The following is a 16,056-nucleotide window of genomic DNA, read 5'->3' on the forward strand; positions in this document are numbered from 1 at the left end:
ATGGCTGTTGATGTGCTTAAAATAGAAGATCTTGTTAAAAAAATATTGGATGAAATGAGTTTTACCCAAGAAGAACCGGCTAAACCACAATATGGCTTATTCGAGACCATGGAAGAGGCCATTCAAGCGGCAGAGATGGCCCAAAAAGAATTGGTGAAACTTTCTTTTGAAAAAAGAGGCCATTTAATAGAAGCGATTCGCCAAGCAGCGAGGGAAAATGCCGAAAAGTTTGCCAGAATGGCAGTCGACGAATCTGGAATGGGCAACTACCAAGACAAAGTGACAAAAAATCTTGTTGCTGCTGACAAAACTCCAGGTTTGGAAGACTTAAAAACAGAAGCCTGTTCGGGTGATAATGGTTTAACCGTGGTTGAACTATCTCCTTATGGAGTTATTGGTTCAATTACCCCAACCACCAACCCAACCGAAACAGTCATTTGTAATTCAATTGGGATGATTGCCGCTGGGAACTCGGTTGTCTTCAGTCCTCATCCAACTGCTAAAAACACCTCCCTTTTTGCGATTGAGATGTTGAATAAAGCCATTGTGGCGGCAGGCGGACCAGATAACTTGCTTTCTACCACGATTAATCCATCAATTGAAGAAGCCAACACTATGATGAAGCATAAAAAAATCAGAATGCTAGTTGCAACCGGTGGCCCAGGTGTGGTCAAGGCCGTTCTTTCAAGCGGCAAAAAAGCCATTGGTGCGGGTGCAGGCAATCCTCCTGCTGTTGTGGATGAAACCGCCGATCTTGAAAAAGCAGGAAAAGATATTGTGGACGGGTGCAGTTTTGACAATAACCTTCCATGTGTAGCCGAAAAAGAAGTCATCGTGGTCGAGTCTGTTGCTGATTACCTAGTATTCTATATGAAACAAAATGGCGCTTTCCATATTACCAATAAGGAACAAATTCAAAAGCTTACCGATCTAGTGGTCGACAAAGGGCATGCCAATAAAAAATATGTGGGCAAAGACGTTGCTTACATTTTAAAGCAAATTGGTATAGAGGTTCCAGAGGGTACACGCGTTGCCATCATGGATGTAGAAGGAGATCACCCATTAGTCACCGTTGAACTGATGATGCCGATCCTTCCCATCGTCCGGGTTGAAAATGTTGATCAGGCCATTGACCTGGCTGTGGAGGTAGAGCATGGCTTCCGTCATACGGCCATCATGCACTCGAAGAATGTGGACAATCTCACGAAATTCGCAAGAGCCATTCAAACCACTATTTTCGTGAAAAACGGGCCATCCTTTGCAGGAATTGGTGTGGGCGGAGAAGGTTATACTACCTTTACCATCGCGGGACCTACCGGAGAAGGTTTAACTTCAGCTAAAAACTTCGCAAGACGGAGAAAATGCGTGCTGGTTGACGGTTTATCTGTTCGATAGAGGAATTTATTTGAAGTCAGTAAGGAAATGCACTTCTAGATATCACTTTACAAAATTATTAAAAAAGCGAAACCATTGGAGGCATTTACATGACTTGGACATTAATATTAGCTGCATTTGGCGGCGGAATTTTTGGAGCGGTTCTAGGAGCTCTGCCAGCCTTTATTTTCACAGGATTTATCGGATTAATCGGGGTAGGTGTCCTTTCTGCCGGCGGCCCCGCCACAATTTTAAATGATATCACATTTGGGACGTTATTTGGCCCGCATATCGCATTTGCCGGCGGGGTTGCCGCTGCGGCATTTGCGGCCAATAATAAACATGAATTAGAGAGCGGCGCCGATATTTTAACCCCTTTGAATAAGACCCATGATTTACAGGTTTTATTAGTGGGCGGGATGTTTGGTATCATTGGCTATTTGATCAACTATCTTTATGCTTACTTGAAAATTCCGGTCGATACGGTGGCGATGACGGTCTTTACATCCGGATTAATTGCCCGTTTCCTATTTGGCCATACAGGACTAACCGGCAAGTACACCTCCACCAATGGGGAAAAACGACATTTTATCCCGAATAAGCAATCATTAGGATTTGTTTTGGTTTATTCACTGGGTTTTGGTTTGGTTGTGTCTTACTTGGTCGATCTAACGCAAATCAATGTCCTAGGTTTTGTGATCAGTGCGGCCCTGCTAATTTTCTTGCAGTTTGGCATTGATATACCGATTACCCATCATATTACCCTTGTAGCCGGTTATGCGACCATTGCTTCCGGAAGTGTTCTGGTTGGTGCCTTGTTTGCCGTCATTGCCGGACTGCTGGGTGAAGTCATTGGAAATACGTTTAATAGTTATGTGGATACCCATATCGATCCGCCGGCAACGACAATCTTTCTCTGTAGTTTGTTCATCTTTTCACTAATGTAAAGGGAAATGATGCGGCTTATGGGTATGGCACAATCATCGGAGGAAAGAGCAGATGAATACACTCTTATTAAAGCCAAAAGTTTATTATGGAAATCACTCACTAGAATCCTTACAGGATCTTCATGTTGAAAGAGCTTTAATCATCACGGACCAAATGATGGTCAAGCTTGGAACAGCTGAGAAAATTACCAAGCTGTTGCCGGATGCCTCCTGTACGATTTTTTCTGAGGTAGAACCCAATCCTTCATTAGAAACCGTGAAAGCAGGGTTATCCGCCTTTTTGACCGTGCAGCCGGATTTACTCGTGGCACTTGGAGGAGGCTCGCCGATTGATACTGCCAAAGCCATCTTGTTGTTTGCCCAGCAGGTAAACAACAAGGCTGGCGGTGCCTTGAATGTAAAAAGGCCCTTATTTGTGGCCATCCCAACGACCAGTGGAACTGGTTCAGAGGTTACTTCTTATGCTGTCGTCACCGATACGGCCCGCAACGTGAAAATTCCGTTGAGTGATGACAGCATGTATCCGGATATTGCTATTTTGGATGAGCAGCTGACTAAGTCTGTACCACCTTCTGTCACGGCCGATACCGGTATGGATGTGTTAACGCATGCCATTGAGGCATATGTATCGTTACAGGCTACTGATTTCACCAATATTTTTGCTGAACGAGCCATCAAAGATGTCTTTACTTACCTACTGCGGGCATACCGATTCGGGGAAGACCTTGAGGCGAGAGGGAAATTGCATCTGGCATCCTGTATGGCAGGGGCTGCGTTTACCAATGCTACTCTAGGAATCAATCATAGTTTAGCCCATGCAGTCGGGGCGAAATTCCATTTGTCCCATGGGAAAAGCAACGCCATTTTGCTTCCTTACGTCATCCAATATAATGGTGGTTTATGTGACGGAACGGTTCAAACTTCAGAGGCGGCAAGAAGATACACAGAGATTTCCCAAATGTTAGGACTCGCCAGTTCTACCTTGGAAGAAGGTGTGTTGAGCCTATCGACAGCCGTTCATTATCTTAATAGAAGATTAGGCATTCCGCAGACCTTTAAAGATGGCAAGATTGAGGAAGACACCTATCAAAATTGGATCCCAACCCTTGCAGAGGATGCCTTGAAGGATATTTGCACCGCCGGCAATCCCAAAAGGGTTACTAAGGAAGATTTAGAGTATCTATTAAAATGGGCCTATCAAGCATAATTCATAAGTAAAAAATCAGGAGGGGTAAGTATGGAAAACAGGATTAGAAGACCGCTTCCAAGATTGGTTTATAAATGGCTGATTGGGAAAAAGTAACCCTTTGTTAACAGATGACTAGCGCCAATGATAATAAAAAAATAGGATGTAGTGGAAATGGACGAAAACAGAAAAGACAGAGTCATTCAAGAATATGTTCCTGGTAAACAAGTCACGCTGGCACATATCATCGCCAATCCTGATGGGGATTTGTATAAAAAGTTAGGTCTCGTAGGCAATCATAACCAAGCGATTGGCATTTTAACCATCACGCCAAGCGAGGCATCCATCATTGCTGCAGATATTGCCATGAAGTCAGGAAATATCGAGATCGGATTTGTGGATCGATTTAGTGGTTCCGTCGTGATGACAGGAGATATCTCTTCGGTGGAGTATGCCTTGCAAGAAGTCATCTCAGGATTGTCGGCCATCTTAAATTTTTCAATTGCCACTAAGGTTACAAGAACATAGGAGTCCATGATGAGAAAAATGATTCTAATTGGCAAAACGGGCTGTGGAAAAACAACTCTATGTCAGCAACTCCATGGGGAACCCATCGAATATAAAAAAACTCAAGCCATCCAAACACTTCCCTATGCCATCGATACTCCTGGTGAGTATATTGAAAATCGGTTTTATTACAATGCGCTTACTGTCACGGCCGCTGATGCAGATGTGATTGGTTTGATACAAGACTGTACGGAGAAACGGAACTATTTTCCGCCTTTATTTGCTTCTATTTTTCCGAAGCCGGTCATTGGATTAGTGACAAAAATTGATCTTGCAGAAAGTAAGGAAGATATTCAAGAGGCTGAAATCTATCTTGAAATGGCTGGGCTGGGGCAGAGAAGGTGTTTACTGTTTCTGTTTCCACTGGACAAGGAATCGAACAGGTGGCCAACTATCTAAATCAGGATCAGGTCTAGAAATTACTAACATATATTTGTCGGAAATGGTAAAAATGTAGAAAATAATATCCAAAAAAGTCAATTTTCACATATAATAGTATTATCATAAAAAAATAGTTTTTAAAATAGGTACATCACTATGATGTAAAAGGGAAGTTGGTATAATCCAACGCGGTCCCGCCACTGTAAATGGGAGCAACCTATCACAAGCCACTGTCGGGATTCGATGGGAAGGCATTAGGAAGCGATGAACATGAGCCAGGAGACCTGCCTATTTTTCTTACCATAGCCTACGCGGATAGGAGGGTGTTAAGATTTAGTTGCCTATTTCATCTTAACTGTTACCATACATCCTCCTCCTCCCATAGGGGGATTTTTTTATGGAGAATTTGTAGAATGGAGCGGAGGACAATGTATCGGAATACGAAATTAAGAGTAGGTATGATTCTTTTGCTAGTTTTTGGTTTCTTTGCTAGCGGGCTAAACTTAACAGCAGCATCTGCGGCAGAAAATCAAGCAACGGTTTCCGTAGTAGACCAATACGGAAAAATACTCTTTCCGGAAACGACTGTGACGATTGCAACCAATGAAAATGCTTTTGATGCATTAGTGGGTGCAGTTGGGGAAGAGAATGTAGAGTATACACAATATAGTTTTGGAAAATGGATTGACAGTATCCTTGGTCTTGCAGGAACTGCTGATTTCACCAAATATTGGGGATTTTTCATCAACGGGGAATCCGCGGCAACGGGCGCAGATGGTTATATTGTCCAAGCAGGCGACAAACTGACCTTCCAATATACTGACACCACAGCAGTGAAGCAGGCGACGCTTTCAGTTATCGGTGTAAACGGAGCAGTACTTTATCCGAAAACAAATATAGCGATTGCAGATAATGAAAATGGTTTTGATGCATTAGTGGCTGCAGTTGGAGAAGAGAATGTGGGATATACACAATATAGTTTCGGAAAATGGATCGACAGTATCCTTGGTCTCGCAGGGACAGCCGATTTCGCTAAATATTGGGGTTTTTACATAAATGGGGAATCCGCGACAACGGGAGCAGATGGTTATACCGTTCAAAACGGCGATCAACTAACCTTCCAATATACGGATACGACAGCGGCAGCTGGCGACGGCACACCAACAAACGATGATAGCTCAAATACTGAAACGAACAATCCTATATCCAATGAGCAACTTCAAACTGCTATGGACCAAGCCAGCCAGTATACGCTTTCTAACTGGGATGATACCAATACGTGGGGAGCTGTCGCTTTAAGACAAGCCGGAAAAACAGTTCCTGACAGTTATTTGGAAACGGCCAAACAGTTGATTCAAAGTAAAGGCGGAAATTTTCGTCTGATTACGGATGCAGAAAAATATACGATGGGGATCCTAGCTGCAGGAGGGGACCCAGCCAATATTGCTGGGTATAACCTTGTAGAGAAAATCTATAACGGTGATGTAACCAAACAAGGCAACAACGGTGTAGTCTATGCACTAATTGCCTTGGACAGTGGTAATTTTACCATCCCATCTTCCGCCGTTTGGACGAGGGAAAAATTAATCCAACAGCTTTTGGATGTTCAACAGTCAGACGGCCATTGGTCATTGAGTGCCACTGATTCTTCGACTGACATTGATGTTACGGCAATGGTTCTTACGGCCCTTGCTTCCTATAAGGATCAAGAAGGAGTAAAAGACAGTATTACGAAAGCGGTGGATTATTTATCCACCCAATATCTGTCCGGAAAAGTCGATAACAGTAACTCGGCTGCACAGGTTGTGATTGCATTATCGGCATTGGGAATTGATGCAAATGATTTATTATTTACAAAAGATAATGTGAGTATCATGCAATATCTGATGTCCTTTCAAAATGCAGATGGCGGATTTGGCTATAAGCCGGGGGATGCAAGTGAAACTATGTCCACTCCGCAAGGTCTTCTAGCTGTCGGAGCGTACCAGCGCTTTATGAATGGTAAAGGATCGATTTATCAATTACCTGTTAACAGTCCAGTATCGAATGAGACCGCAACTAATGATGGGCAAACAACAGCACAGACACAAACTCAAACACAAACACAGGCTCAAGCTCAAACCCAAACTCAAGTACAAACCCAAACTCAAGCGCAAACCGAAACACAAGCTGGAAGCCAGGAAGGAAGCACTTTACCAAAGACTGCTACCAATACATGGAACCTCTTGGCTGCAGGGATGCTGCTAGTCATTGGTGGTTTGGTAGTTCTTTATTTTACTAGAAGAAGAAACGCTTAATTGTTGGAAAAATCCCTCTGTCTTTCAAGGTGGAGGGGGGATTTTAAAAAGTTTAAGAATGTATATCATTTTGTAACTTGAGAATTGTCTAGCTCCAGCGCCCTAACGCCTAGTGTCCTTCGCTCTCCGCCCTACGATAAGTCAACATCGATTCGCCACCTGCTCCTGCGCCAAAGCATATTCGAGGAGGCGGCTGTTCAGCTCGTCGCAAAGCCCTGGAAGCTTATTCAGGTAGTTGCTTGGCTCATCGTGTTTCCTTTATCTCAGTTGAAGAGGCTCTAGGCCATACGGCGCTGACCAGGGCGCTTGCGCTTTTCTTAGAAAGGAGTTTTTAATATGAAGAACCGTCCTAAAAAGTTGATTTTTGCTATAGTGGCTTTCCTCCTGATAGTAGGTATTGCCGGATTTAGTTCCATCGCTAAATCGAAGGATGAGGCGAAAAGCGAAAATGTACAGACTGCGGAAGAAAAGTCCGTGAGCACAACGGCAACAGAAAAGAAAGCGGAAGAAAAGGCTGCGACAACCGAGCCAGCAGCAGAAAACACTGCAGAGGACCAGGCTGCCACAACAACAGCCGCAACCGAACAAACCAATGCCACTCAAACTGGGCAAATCGCTGCCTCGGCAGCCACTCCAACAGAGAATAAACAGCCTGCTGCTTCTGCCAGTAGTAGTACATCCGCAGCGTCTGTTGCCCAACCAAGCCAAACTACTACAAATGCAGCCGCCAGCCAGCCGGCAACAACGCCAACTGCACCTGCTGTTACGACGACAAGCCCAGCACCAGAGCAAACTGTCAAGATTACGATTATTGGTCCAAAGGATCGTGGGACGATTTTGGGTGCCGAAAGCGTTACCATTAAAGAGGGTAATACAATCTTGGACGTACTGTTTAATGCTATTGGGAAATCCAATGTCGATTATAGCGGGAGCGGGGCCACAGCTTACGTTGCTGGTATCAATAATATTTATGAGTTTGACTACGGTCCGAAAAGCGGCTGGACCTGCTACCAGAACGGAACGAAGCTTTCAAGAGGTGTAGGAATCACCCAAGTGAAAGCAAATGACCAAATTGAGTGGAAATATACCGAGGATTATTCGGTGAATCAGTGATGAGAAACGAGTTTAAGAGATTCCATCCACTCGTTTTATTTTCCTACTACGTAGGAGCTCTAGCTTTGGTTATCATCATGCAGCATCCGATTTTTTTATGCCTAGCATTCCTGGTTATTTTAGCCGTTAATTATGTGGAAGATCAGTTAAAAGGCGTATCCAAATGGGTTACGTTTATGATTACGACGGGGTTATTCATTCTTATCCTAAACCCCGTTTTTAATGAGCGGGGCCAGCATGTCCTTTTTACTGTGTTTAGCCATCGAGTGACAGGGGAATCAGCCTTGTATGGCGGCATCAATGCCCTGCTCTTAATCGGGGTGATGGCACTGTTTGTTTCCTATAATGAGGTCATGGCCCCCAATAAATTATTGTATTTATTTTCTAAGTTTCTGCCGCAATTTGCTGTATTACTCATGTTAACCCTTCGTTTTATCCCGTTAATGAGAAGAAGGGTAGAGGAGATTTCCGCCATTCAAACGAGTAAGGGAATGTCAGTTGCTCATGGCAGGTGGAGAGACAAAGCCAAAACGGGCATGCTCTACCTGCAATTGCTGCTTGTTCACTCGCTCGAAGAAGCGATCCAAACAGCCGATTCCATGAAGGCGCGTGGGTATGGGCAAGGCTCACGGTCCACCTATGAATATTTCATCTTGAAAAAATCTGACGTGATGGCGCTTGTGTACCTGCTTTTCTTATGTTCTGTTGTGATTTATGGCCGGATTTCAGGATTTGGTTATTTAACCATCTACCCAATCTTGGAGACATTGACGATCTCCGCAACTGAATCCATCATTCTCGTCGTTTATTTATTATTTATTAGTTTTCCACTGTTCGTTCAAATGGGAGGGTATATCCGATGGCGGTTATCCAAATAGACAATATGACTTTTACTTATCCGGATGCACCTGAACCCGCAATCAGGAACCTATCGCTCGAAATCGAAAAGGGTCAATTTGTTGTGCTTTTTGGTTCCTCAGGTTCCGGAAAAAGCACCTTATTACGGTTATTGAAAAAGGAAATTCAACCGCACGGTCAGTTATCGGGCGGGATTTCTATAAATGGCAGTGACTTGCAGGAATCCAAGGAGGTTGGCTTTGTTTTCCAGGATCCGGAAAACCAAGTGGTTGCTGATGATGTGCTGCATGAACTTGTGTTTGGTCTTGAAAATATTGGTCTCTCGACAAATGAGATGAGAAGCAGGGTGGCTGAAATGGTCCATTATTTTGGAGCAGAAGCTTTGCTATCTCGCAAAACGTATGAACTTTCTGGCGGAAAGAAGCAGCTGATTAATCTGGCTTCGGTGCTTCTGATGCAGCCGGACATCCTGCTGTTAGACGAACCTACCTCACAATTGGACCCGGTGAGTGCGCGGGAATTTTTAGATATGCTCATCAGGATTAATGAGGAATTTGGGGTCACGATTATTTTAGCCGAGCACCGCTTAGAGGAAGTGTTACCATTAGCAGATAAAATTGTCATGATGGAAGCGGGGGAAATCATTCATGAGGGCGACTCAAGACAGGTTCTCACGGATCTATGGGATTCACCCTATAAAGCCTATGTCCCTAGCATTCCATCGTTATTTTTGAAAATAAATGGCGAGGGAACCCTGCCTTTAACCGTAAAAGAGGGGAGAGGCTGGATTCAACGCTATTCTATAAAGGAAAAAGTCCTAACGCCTAGGGCTGCCATCCGGGATGAATTCATCCAGACAAAAAATGTTTCTTTTTATTATGATAAGAATTCGATGGTCTTAAATGAGCTGGATTTCACCTTAAATAGGGGTGAGTTTTATTCCCTTCTGGGCGGAAACGGGTCAGGAAAATCAACCCTGCTCAAAATTTTGACGGGAATATTGAAGCCCAAACACGGGAAAGTGATGTTTCAAGGAAAATCATCTAAAGCATTGAAAAACCAAGAGCTGGTGAACAAAATCGGCTACCTGCCGCAGAATCCGAAACTCTTTTTTATCCAGGACAGTCTTGAGAAAGAATTGGAAGCCACGATGGAGCAGTGGGGCATCATGGATCAGCAGGAAGTGGACAACTTATTGGAAAAACTGGGGATTGCCCATCTCACGAAAAAACATCCTCATGATTTGAGTGGGGGAGAGCTGCAAAAGGCTGCGATTGCCTGTTTGCTGATCCGTAAGCCTGAATTGTTATTGCTTGATGAGCCGACAAAAGGATTGGATCCTGTTTCGAAACATCAGTTGGCGGCCATTCTTCAGGAACTCAATGGGTCGGGCATTACGATTTTAATGTCGACGCATGATGTGGAATTTGCTGCCCGGTATTCATCGAGATGCGGCATGATGTTTCAAGGGACCATCACATCCGAAGAAACTTCCGAAAACTTTTTTAAGGGGAATTTCTTTTATACCACGATGATTCAACGGCTTTTCCGCCATATTCCGGACAACAGGATTCTCACGGTGGAGGAGGCGGAGCGTTTATGCGTGTTAACCGAGTACTCGTTAATGTAATATTTCTAGCCCTGCTTGCGGTTTTATTGTATTTGTCGCTATTTTGGCAGGATCATTATTTGTTGCTAAGCTTTGCGCTTGTCTCCGTTTCGCTGTTGTTTTTGCTTTTCCGTTTTGAGAGCAGAAATGTGGAAGCCAGGGAACTCGTTCTGTTGGCTGTTTTAGCGGCGATTGCGGCTGTCGGCCGAATTCCGTTTGCCAGTATCCCCAGTGTCCAGCCAACCACTTTTGTGATTATGATGTCTGGGTATGTGTTTGGTGCTGAAAGTGGCTTCATGATTGGTACGCTGGCCGCGCTAGCTTCCAATATGGTGTTAGGGCAAGGCCCATGGACGCCTTGGCAAATGGTTTCTTGGGGTTTGGTCGGGTTTACAGCAGGCTATCTGCGCCATACCGCCATGATGAACCGTAAGTGGGGAAGAATCTTCTTTGGGATTGTTTGGGGCTATTTATTTGGCTGGATCATGAACCTATGGGGTTTTTTCTCTTTTACTCAATCGGCAGGAACCATTAGTTCGAAAGAAATCATTACCTATTTTGCCGGCAGTGCCTTATTTGATACCCTGCATTCCGTATCCAATGTCTTCTTTCTCGTTGTCTTTGGTGATGTTTGGATAAAAATTTTAACCAGATTCAAACGAAAATATGGGCTGCTTGAATGAAGCTGGAGGTCACGGGGACGGTTCGAGGGCACTGAAAAAGTCCGTCTGGAGAGAAAAGGAAGCTAATAGCCTGGAATATAGGCCGTTAGCTTCTTTTATATTTACTAAGTTCATTTAGAACATCCCCTATTACCTCTAGGGGCCTTTTTTTCTTCGGTACGGTCGTTAGAGAGAGCTTCCTAATTCCTCTGAAGGCCTTTTCTCCTTCAGAACGGTCATTAGGGTACCTACCTCATTTCTCTGAAGAGTCATTTTCCAAAAGCCAGGAGGACCTTCCCATGTACAACGTCCTCATGAAGCAATGCGCAGGAGGATGATACCGAAAAATGCCATTAACAGACCTAAAGCTTCCCGTTTGGTCCAATCTTCCTTCAGATAGAAACGGGCATATAACAGGACAAGGGCGACATTGGAGGCGACGATGGCAGAAACAATCCCTGTGATCCCGTCCCGATAAGCCGGAAAAATCAATAGCATTCCGAGCGCATTGGTGATCCCAACCGCCATGCCCCAGCCCACGGTTTTACCCATTGTCCAACCGGTGGCCACTTGCCGATTAACCAATTCGCTTGCTGCTGCGACTTCTTTACGTACTTTGTTTTCATGGGACTTTACCAAAGCCCATGAAGTTCCGAACATTAAGCTGCCGGTTGCAAACATGAGAGTTAAGGCTGGCAGAGCAGATGCCCCGAATAAGGTAGCCTGCTTCACCGATACATCGGTAAAGCCAAAGAAAAACATGGTTAACAGCCCCCATTGCACTCCTTTTAATTGGCCGAGCCTTAAATCCTGTGAGTATTTAATCAGCAGCAGTCCAATCAAGACGATAAAGAAGGCGGCAAATTGCCAGGGTGTCAGCCCTTCCTGCCACAATATGTAGGCAACCGTCATCACCACAAGCGGCGGCAGTCCGGTAAATAAAGCGACAATGGAGGCTTTGCCGACGGCATACCCCTTATACATAGAGGCGTTGGCAATAAACGAGAACATCCCCATTAGTACTCCCATCAGAGCCCCCATGGACCATGGCTGCTGGACGAACAGATTCACACCCACTGTGATGATGGTGCCGGACAAATAGACCCCCATCAATAATAAATTGCGATCAATCGGCCGCTGCGATGTCCAATGATAAAGAATTCCCCTTAAACCAAAACAGACCGCTGCGGCGACCGCGAAAACAAACCACATACCCCTTCACCCACTTTTAAAATTTCCAACTCATGTAAGTCTATGGTTAGTATACATGAAACATGAAGCGTGAGGATGGTTCCTCTGTATTAATTATTGATTAATAGACTGAGATGGATGAAAAGGGCTAAAAATAGTTAACGAGGTTCCTACTGGTATCTGTGGTAAAATTTTTCAATATATTTACAGATTTGTTACATAGGTGTAAAATATATTTCGGATATTGTTATATTAATATAGCTTTTCGGAGGGGATAAATTGTGAACAAATCACTTATTGCTGGTTTTGCGGCGCTTATATATGCAGGAACTGTTCTTGTTGGTTGCAGCGGACAAAAGGCATCTGAAGAACCTAAAAAAGCAGCTACAGCGGCTGAACAAAAAGAGGTTTCCAATAAACCAGTTAGTAAACCGCAAAAAGATGAAAGCGGGAATATTATTTTAACAGAGGTAGGGCAAAAAGCATCAGATGATGATGGGACAACGGCTGAACTGATGAAGATCAAAGAAGTTAATCAAACCGTTGATATCGCTCCTGTAAAACTAACAGTCCAGGATTTAAAAGTCATCAAGTTAACCAATGTAGGAAAAGACTTTGGAGATTTCCTATTACAATATACCGGTGGTTCGGAATTGCCAAAGGAATTAAATTATATCCAAGTGAATTATACAGCTGAGAATACAGAGGATAAAAATATTAGCTGGAACCAAGTTCAAACGCTTGTTACGAATACTGGGGAACAATTAGATGCAAGCGGAAATGACTTTATCTGGGAGAAGAACCCATTTGATGGCACTTTTTACGGGAAGACGAAAATTGAGGGCACGATTGGGGTCATCACGAATAGTAAGCCAGAGGATTTAACTTCATTGAAGTTCATTATTAGCAGTACATTTGATCCGGATACTTTCGAGGACATTACACCGGAGCAGCAAGCAGTTTTCCAATTTTAATTTCAAAAAGCCAATGCTAAAAATAAATGTCTGTTTAAGAAGCTTGAGGCCTATATGTAATTTGTTAAAACAAGGAGATACGTTCTATCTTCTTGTTTTTTTGATAGCCTGTTTACCACAACTCTGGTAAATAAATTTCATATGGAAAATAGGCACAAAGTTTAATACTATAAAAATAGTAACTAAACCGAAAGTCTTGCTTTAAGGGAAGCATTAAAGGAGTTCAATTATGATCAAGCCTAAATATACCCTGCAGTCCAAATATAAAAGCCCGGCCAGCAGGCAGTTCACCGACCGCGAGGAATTCGTGACCTCATTTCTAAATGCATTAAGAAATAAAGAAAGTGATACATACAAAGTTCTATCATTCTATGGAGTCGGCGGCATCGGGAAAACCAGTCTACGTAAAAAGCTGGGCGAAATATTAGAGGATGACTTTCCGAACAGCGTGTGGACCGTGATCGATTTTGAAGTATCCAATTTCCGTAACTTGGATACCGCCCTTTTCGTATTGCGCAAAAACCTTAAATCCCAATATCATATTAAGTTTCCATTATTTGAACTGGCCTACTCGATCTATTGGTCGAAAGTACACCCCAACATTACGGCGAGTAAGGAAAACCTGCCTTTCTTAGAAGAAGGAGGAGTGGTGGCGGATATAATCTCCACTTTAGGAGATGTCCCAGTGATTGGCATTGCGCCGAAAATCTTAGGGATTGCCTTGAAAAGCAAGGAGCTGGCACCGAGATATTTAAACAGCGTGATTCGAAGCGAATTAATCCAAATGGAGCAATTCGAACCGAATGAAATCAAGGAACGTCTGCCGCTGTACTTTGCCACCGATCTAAGAGAATGGTTAGCGGCAAAGAATTCTCCAGTAGTGATTTTTTTAGATACCTATGAAGCTCTTTGGGAAAATAAACGCACGGAGGGGAACCTCTATACCCAAGATGAATGGGTCCGCGAACTGGTGGCCCATTTACCTGAGGTATTATGGGTGGTCACCGGCCGTGAGAAACTCCGTTGGGCGGAACTGGATGCGGATTGGAAGGACGCACTGGAGCAGCACTTAATTGGACAATTATCCGATATCGATGTGAGGAGTTTTCTCGTTTCCTGCAATATTGTGGATGAGCAGGTGCAGCAAACCATTATCGAGTCGTGTCACGGGGTCCCTTATTATTTGGATATTTCCGTGGATACCTATGAAGAAATCATCGATAAATTTGACCGGCTGCCGATCAAGGAAGACTTCGGTCAAACTCCTAAGGAAGTGTTTGAGCGATTTATCAGGTATCTGGATAAAAGTGAAATCGAGACCTTGAAGCTGCTGGCCATCCCGCGTGCCTTTAATGAAGACTTGTTTACGCTTTTGGTCACAACGTTTCAGACGGGTTATTCGCTCACTTCGTTTGCTGATTTATGCCGGTTCTCTTTTACACAAAAGTTAGACACGGAGAATTGGGACATGCACCAGCTGATGAGAATCAGCCTCCAAGATCAAATGTCGGGTACCTTAACCCAACGCGTTCAGGAAAGTCTGTTTCAATACTATGATCACCAGTTGAAAAGTATATCAGAGAGTCAATTAGCAGCAGAGGGTGTGCAATATGTAACAGAAGCGTATTACCATTTGAGCTCATATGCCGACGTAGTCCGTGTAACAGACTGGTTTGAACAGGCAACCGTTCCGTTTTTTAAATTGAAATTAAGACATTGTATCATTCCGATTTATCAAGAGCTAGTCGATGACCTGCGGGAAGGAAATGCCGCCCCGCTTCTCTTGGCCAAACATTTAACGGAACTTGCTTATCTTTATAACGATTATTGGCGGTTTGATTTGTCTGAAGGAATGCTTGTGGAGGCCATTGAGATCCAGAAGAATTTGCTTGGCGATTCCCATATCGATTTAGCAACAACATTTAGAAGACTTTCGGTTGTGTATTCTATTAAAGGAAAGAATTTGGAAAAAGCAGAAGAGCTACTGCATCAGGCACTAGCCATTCAATCCAATCACTTGGGGCCGCGTGCTGCAGATCTCGCGTTAACCTATACCAGCTTAGGGAGACTTTATTTGGTTCAAAACAAGGATCTTGATGCGGAAGCCCACTATCGTAAAGCATTGGAAGTCAGGCTGGAAAACTTTCCAGAGAATCATATGAAAGTAGCTTATTCCTATAATAACTTAGGATGGTCTCAATTGAAGCTGGAAAAGCTGGAGGAGGCTAAGTACAACCTGACAAAGTCCATCGGCATTCGGGAAGAGCAGGTAGGAAGAACTCACAGGGACTTGGCAATTCCGCTTAACAATTTAGGCCGCGTTTACCATCTTGAAGGCGACCTTGAACAGGCAGAAAAGCTTTATCTTGAAGCGGTCAAAATCAAGGAAGAAAAGTTTGGCGAAGGGCATCCGAGCCTCTCTGCTTCGTACCATGATTTAGGAAGGCTGTATTTTCAATTGGAAAACTATCCGCTTGCGGAGGACTATTATCGTTCAGCCATCGATATCCGGGAAAGTTACCTTGGTGAGGACCATCCGGGAGTCGGCGAGGTGCTGGTCGATCTTGCGGATTTACTGGCGGCAACCGGCCATTTAGGACAGGCGATGGATTGCTATCAACGGGCGGAAACCATCAACGAGAATAATGTAGGAATGTCTTCCTCCAAAGTAGAGCAGCTCCATGCTGGTTTAGAAAAACTGGTGAGCCAGCAGTGAAGGCTGGGGACGAATGCCCATCGAAAATAAGGTGTAAATTTACACTGTATATTTTTCTTTAATTGAAGATCATTCTTTCGAAAAAAGTAAAACCACCCTGCGCTCTTGCAAGCAAAAGGGTGGTTTCATGAAAGACTAAGCGGTGGCAGGGAGAAGTGTCCGCAGCACTTCTCTTTTTATT

At 43.9% G+C, this 16,056-nt stretch carries 12 protein-coding genes, 1 pseudogene and 1 riboswitch; of the genes and pseudogenes, 12 read left to right on the top strand and 1 reads right to left on the bottom strand.

Translation table 11 applies throughout. The annotated features are described in order from the left end of the window. From ACY8D0_RS11100 to ACY8D0_RS11145, 10 genes and pseudogenes are all read left to right on the top strand, one after another. Complete coding sequence (locus ACY8D0_RS11100) at positions 1–1,395, top strand: aldehyde dehydrogenase family protein (RefSeq protein ID WP_462410565.1); 1,395 nt, start codon at positions 1–3, stop codon at positions 1,393–1,395. 89 nt (positions 1,396–1,484) lie between these two features. Continuing rightward, entirely contained in the window at positions 1,485–2,321 is an 837-nt protein-coding gene (locus ACY8D0_RS11105; RefSeq protein WP_462410566.1) for a DUF7973 family transport facilitator, read from the top strand. 52 nt (positions 2,322–2,373) lie between these two features. Beyond that, a complete protein-coding gene (locus tag ACY8D0_RS11110) occupies positions 2,374–3,528 on the top strand; it encodes a 1-propanol dehydrogenase PduQ (RefSeq protein WP_462410567.1) in 1,155 nt (384 codons plus the stop codon). A 153-nt stretch (positions 3,529–3,681) separates the two neighbouring features. Next, a complete protein-coding gene (locus ACY8D0_RS11115) occupies positions 3,682–4,035 on the top strand; it encodes a BMC domain-containing protein (protein ID WP_462410568.1) in 354 nt (117 codons plus the stop codon). A gap of 9 nt (positions 4,036–4,044) precedes the next feature. Beyond that, positions 4,045–4,490: pseudogene (locus ACY8D0_RS11120) on the top strand (EutP/PduV family microcompartment system protein). Positions 4,491–4,582: 92 nt separating this feature from the next. Further along, a riboswitch (cobalamin riboswitch) is annotated at positions 4,583–4,761 on the top strand. A gap of 107 nt (positions 4,762–4,868) precedes the next feature. Beyond that, the gene (locus ACY8D0_RS11125) at positions 4,869–6,752 is read left to right on the top strand and encodes a DUF4430 domain-containing protein (RefSeq protein ID WP_462410569.1); all 1,884 of its coding nucleotides are present in this window, start codon (positions 4,869–4,871) and stop codon (positions 6,750–6,752) included. A gap of 336 nt (positions 6,753–7,088) precedes the next feature. After that, positions 7,089–7,865 carry a DUF4430 domain-containing protein gene (locus ACY8D0_RS11130; RefSeq protein WP_462410570.1) on the top strand — a complete coding sequence of 259 codons (777 nt, stop codon included), beginning with the start codon at positions 7,089–7,091 and terminating at the stop codon, positions 7,863–7,865. Then, positions 7,865–8,743 carry an energy-coupling factor transporter transmembrane component T gene (locus ACY8D0_RS11135; RefSeq protein WP_462410571.1) on the top strand — a complete coding sequence of 293 codons (879 nt, stop codon included), beginning with the start codon at positions 7,865–7,867 and terminating at the stop codon, positions 8,741–8,743. The genes ACY8D0_RS11130 and ACY8D0_RS11135 overlap by 1 nt, the downstream gene beginning before the upstream one ends. Beyond that, positions 8,725–10,353 carry an ABC transporter ATP-binding protein gene (locus tag ACY8D0_RS11140; protein ID WP_462410572.1) on the top strand — a complete coding sequence of 543 codons (1,629 nt, stop codon included), beginning with the start codon at positions 8,725–8,727 and terminating at the stop codon, positions 10,351–10,353. The genes ACY8D0_RS11135 and ACY8D0_RS11140 overlap by 19 nt, the downstream gene beginning before the upstream one ends. Next, entirely contained in the window at positions 10,323–11,015 is a 693-nt protein-coding gene (locus ACY8D0_RS11145; RefSeq protein ID WP_462410573.1) for an ECF transporter S component, read from the top strand. Before ACY8D0_RS11140 ends, ACY8D0_RS11145 begins: the two co-directional genes overlap by 31 nt. A 291-nt stretch (positions 11,016–11,306) precedes the next feature. Here the strand turns inward: ACY8D0_RS11145 and ACY8D0_RS11150 are convergent, their stop codons facing one another. Next, positions 11,307–12,206 carry an EamA family transporter gene (locus tag ACY8D0_RS11150; RefSeq protein ID WP_462410574.1) on the bottom strand — a complete coding sequence of 300 codons (900 nt, stop codon included), beginning with the start codon at positions 12,204–12,206 and terminating at the stop codon, positions 11,307–11,309. Positions 12,207–12,466: 260 nt separating this feature from the next. On the opposite strand from ACY8D0_RS11150, the gene ACY8D0_RS11155 reads away from it, so the two are divergent. Together ACY8D0_RS11155 and ACY8D0_RS11160 are read left to right on the top strand one after the other, a co-directional pair. Next, on the top strand, positions 12,467–13,159 hold the full coding sequence (locus ACY8D0_RS11155; RefSeq protein WP_462410575.1) for a hypothetical protein: 693 nt from the start codon (positions 12,467–12,469) through the stop codon (positions 13,157–13,159). A 229-nt stretch (positions 13,160–13,388) separates the two neighbouring features. After that, positions 13,389–15,875, top strand: a complete 2,487-nt coding sequence (locus ACY8D0_RS11160) for a tetratricopeptide repeat protein (protein WP_462410576.1) — start codon at positions 13,389–13,391, stop codon at positions 15,873–15,875. The last annotated feature ends 181 nt before the right edge of the window (positions 15,876–16,056 follow it).

The sequence above is a fragment of the Neobacillus camarae genome (assembly GCF_054950115.1).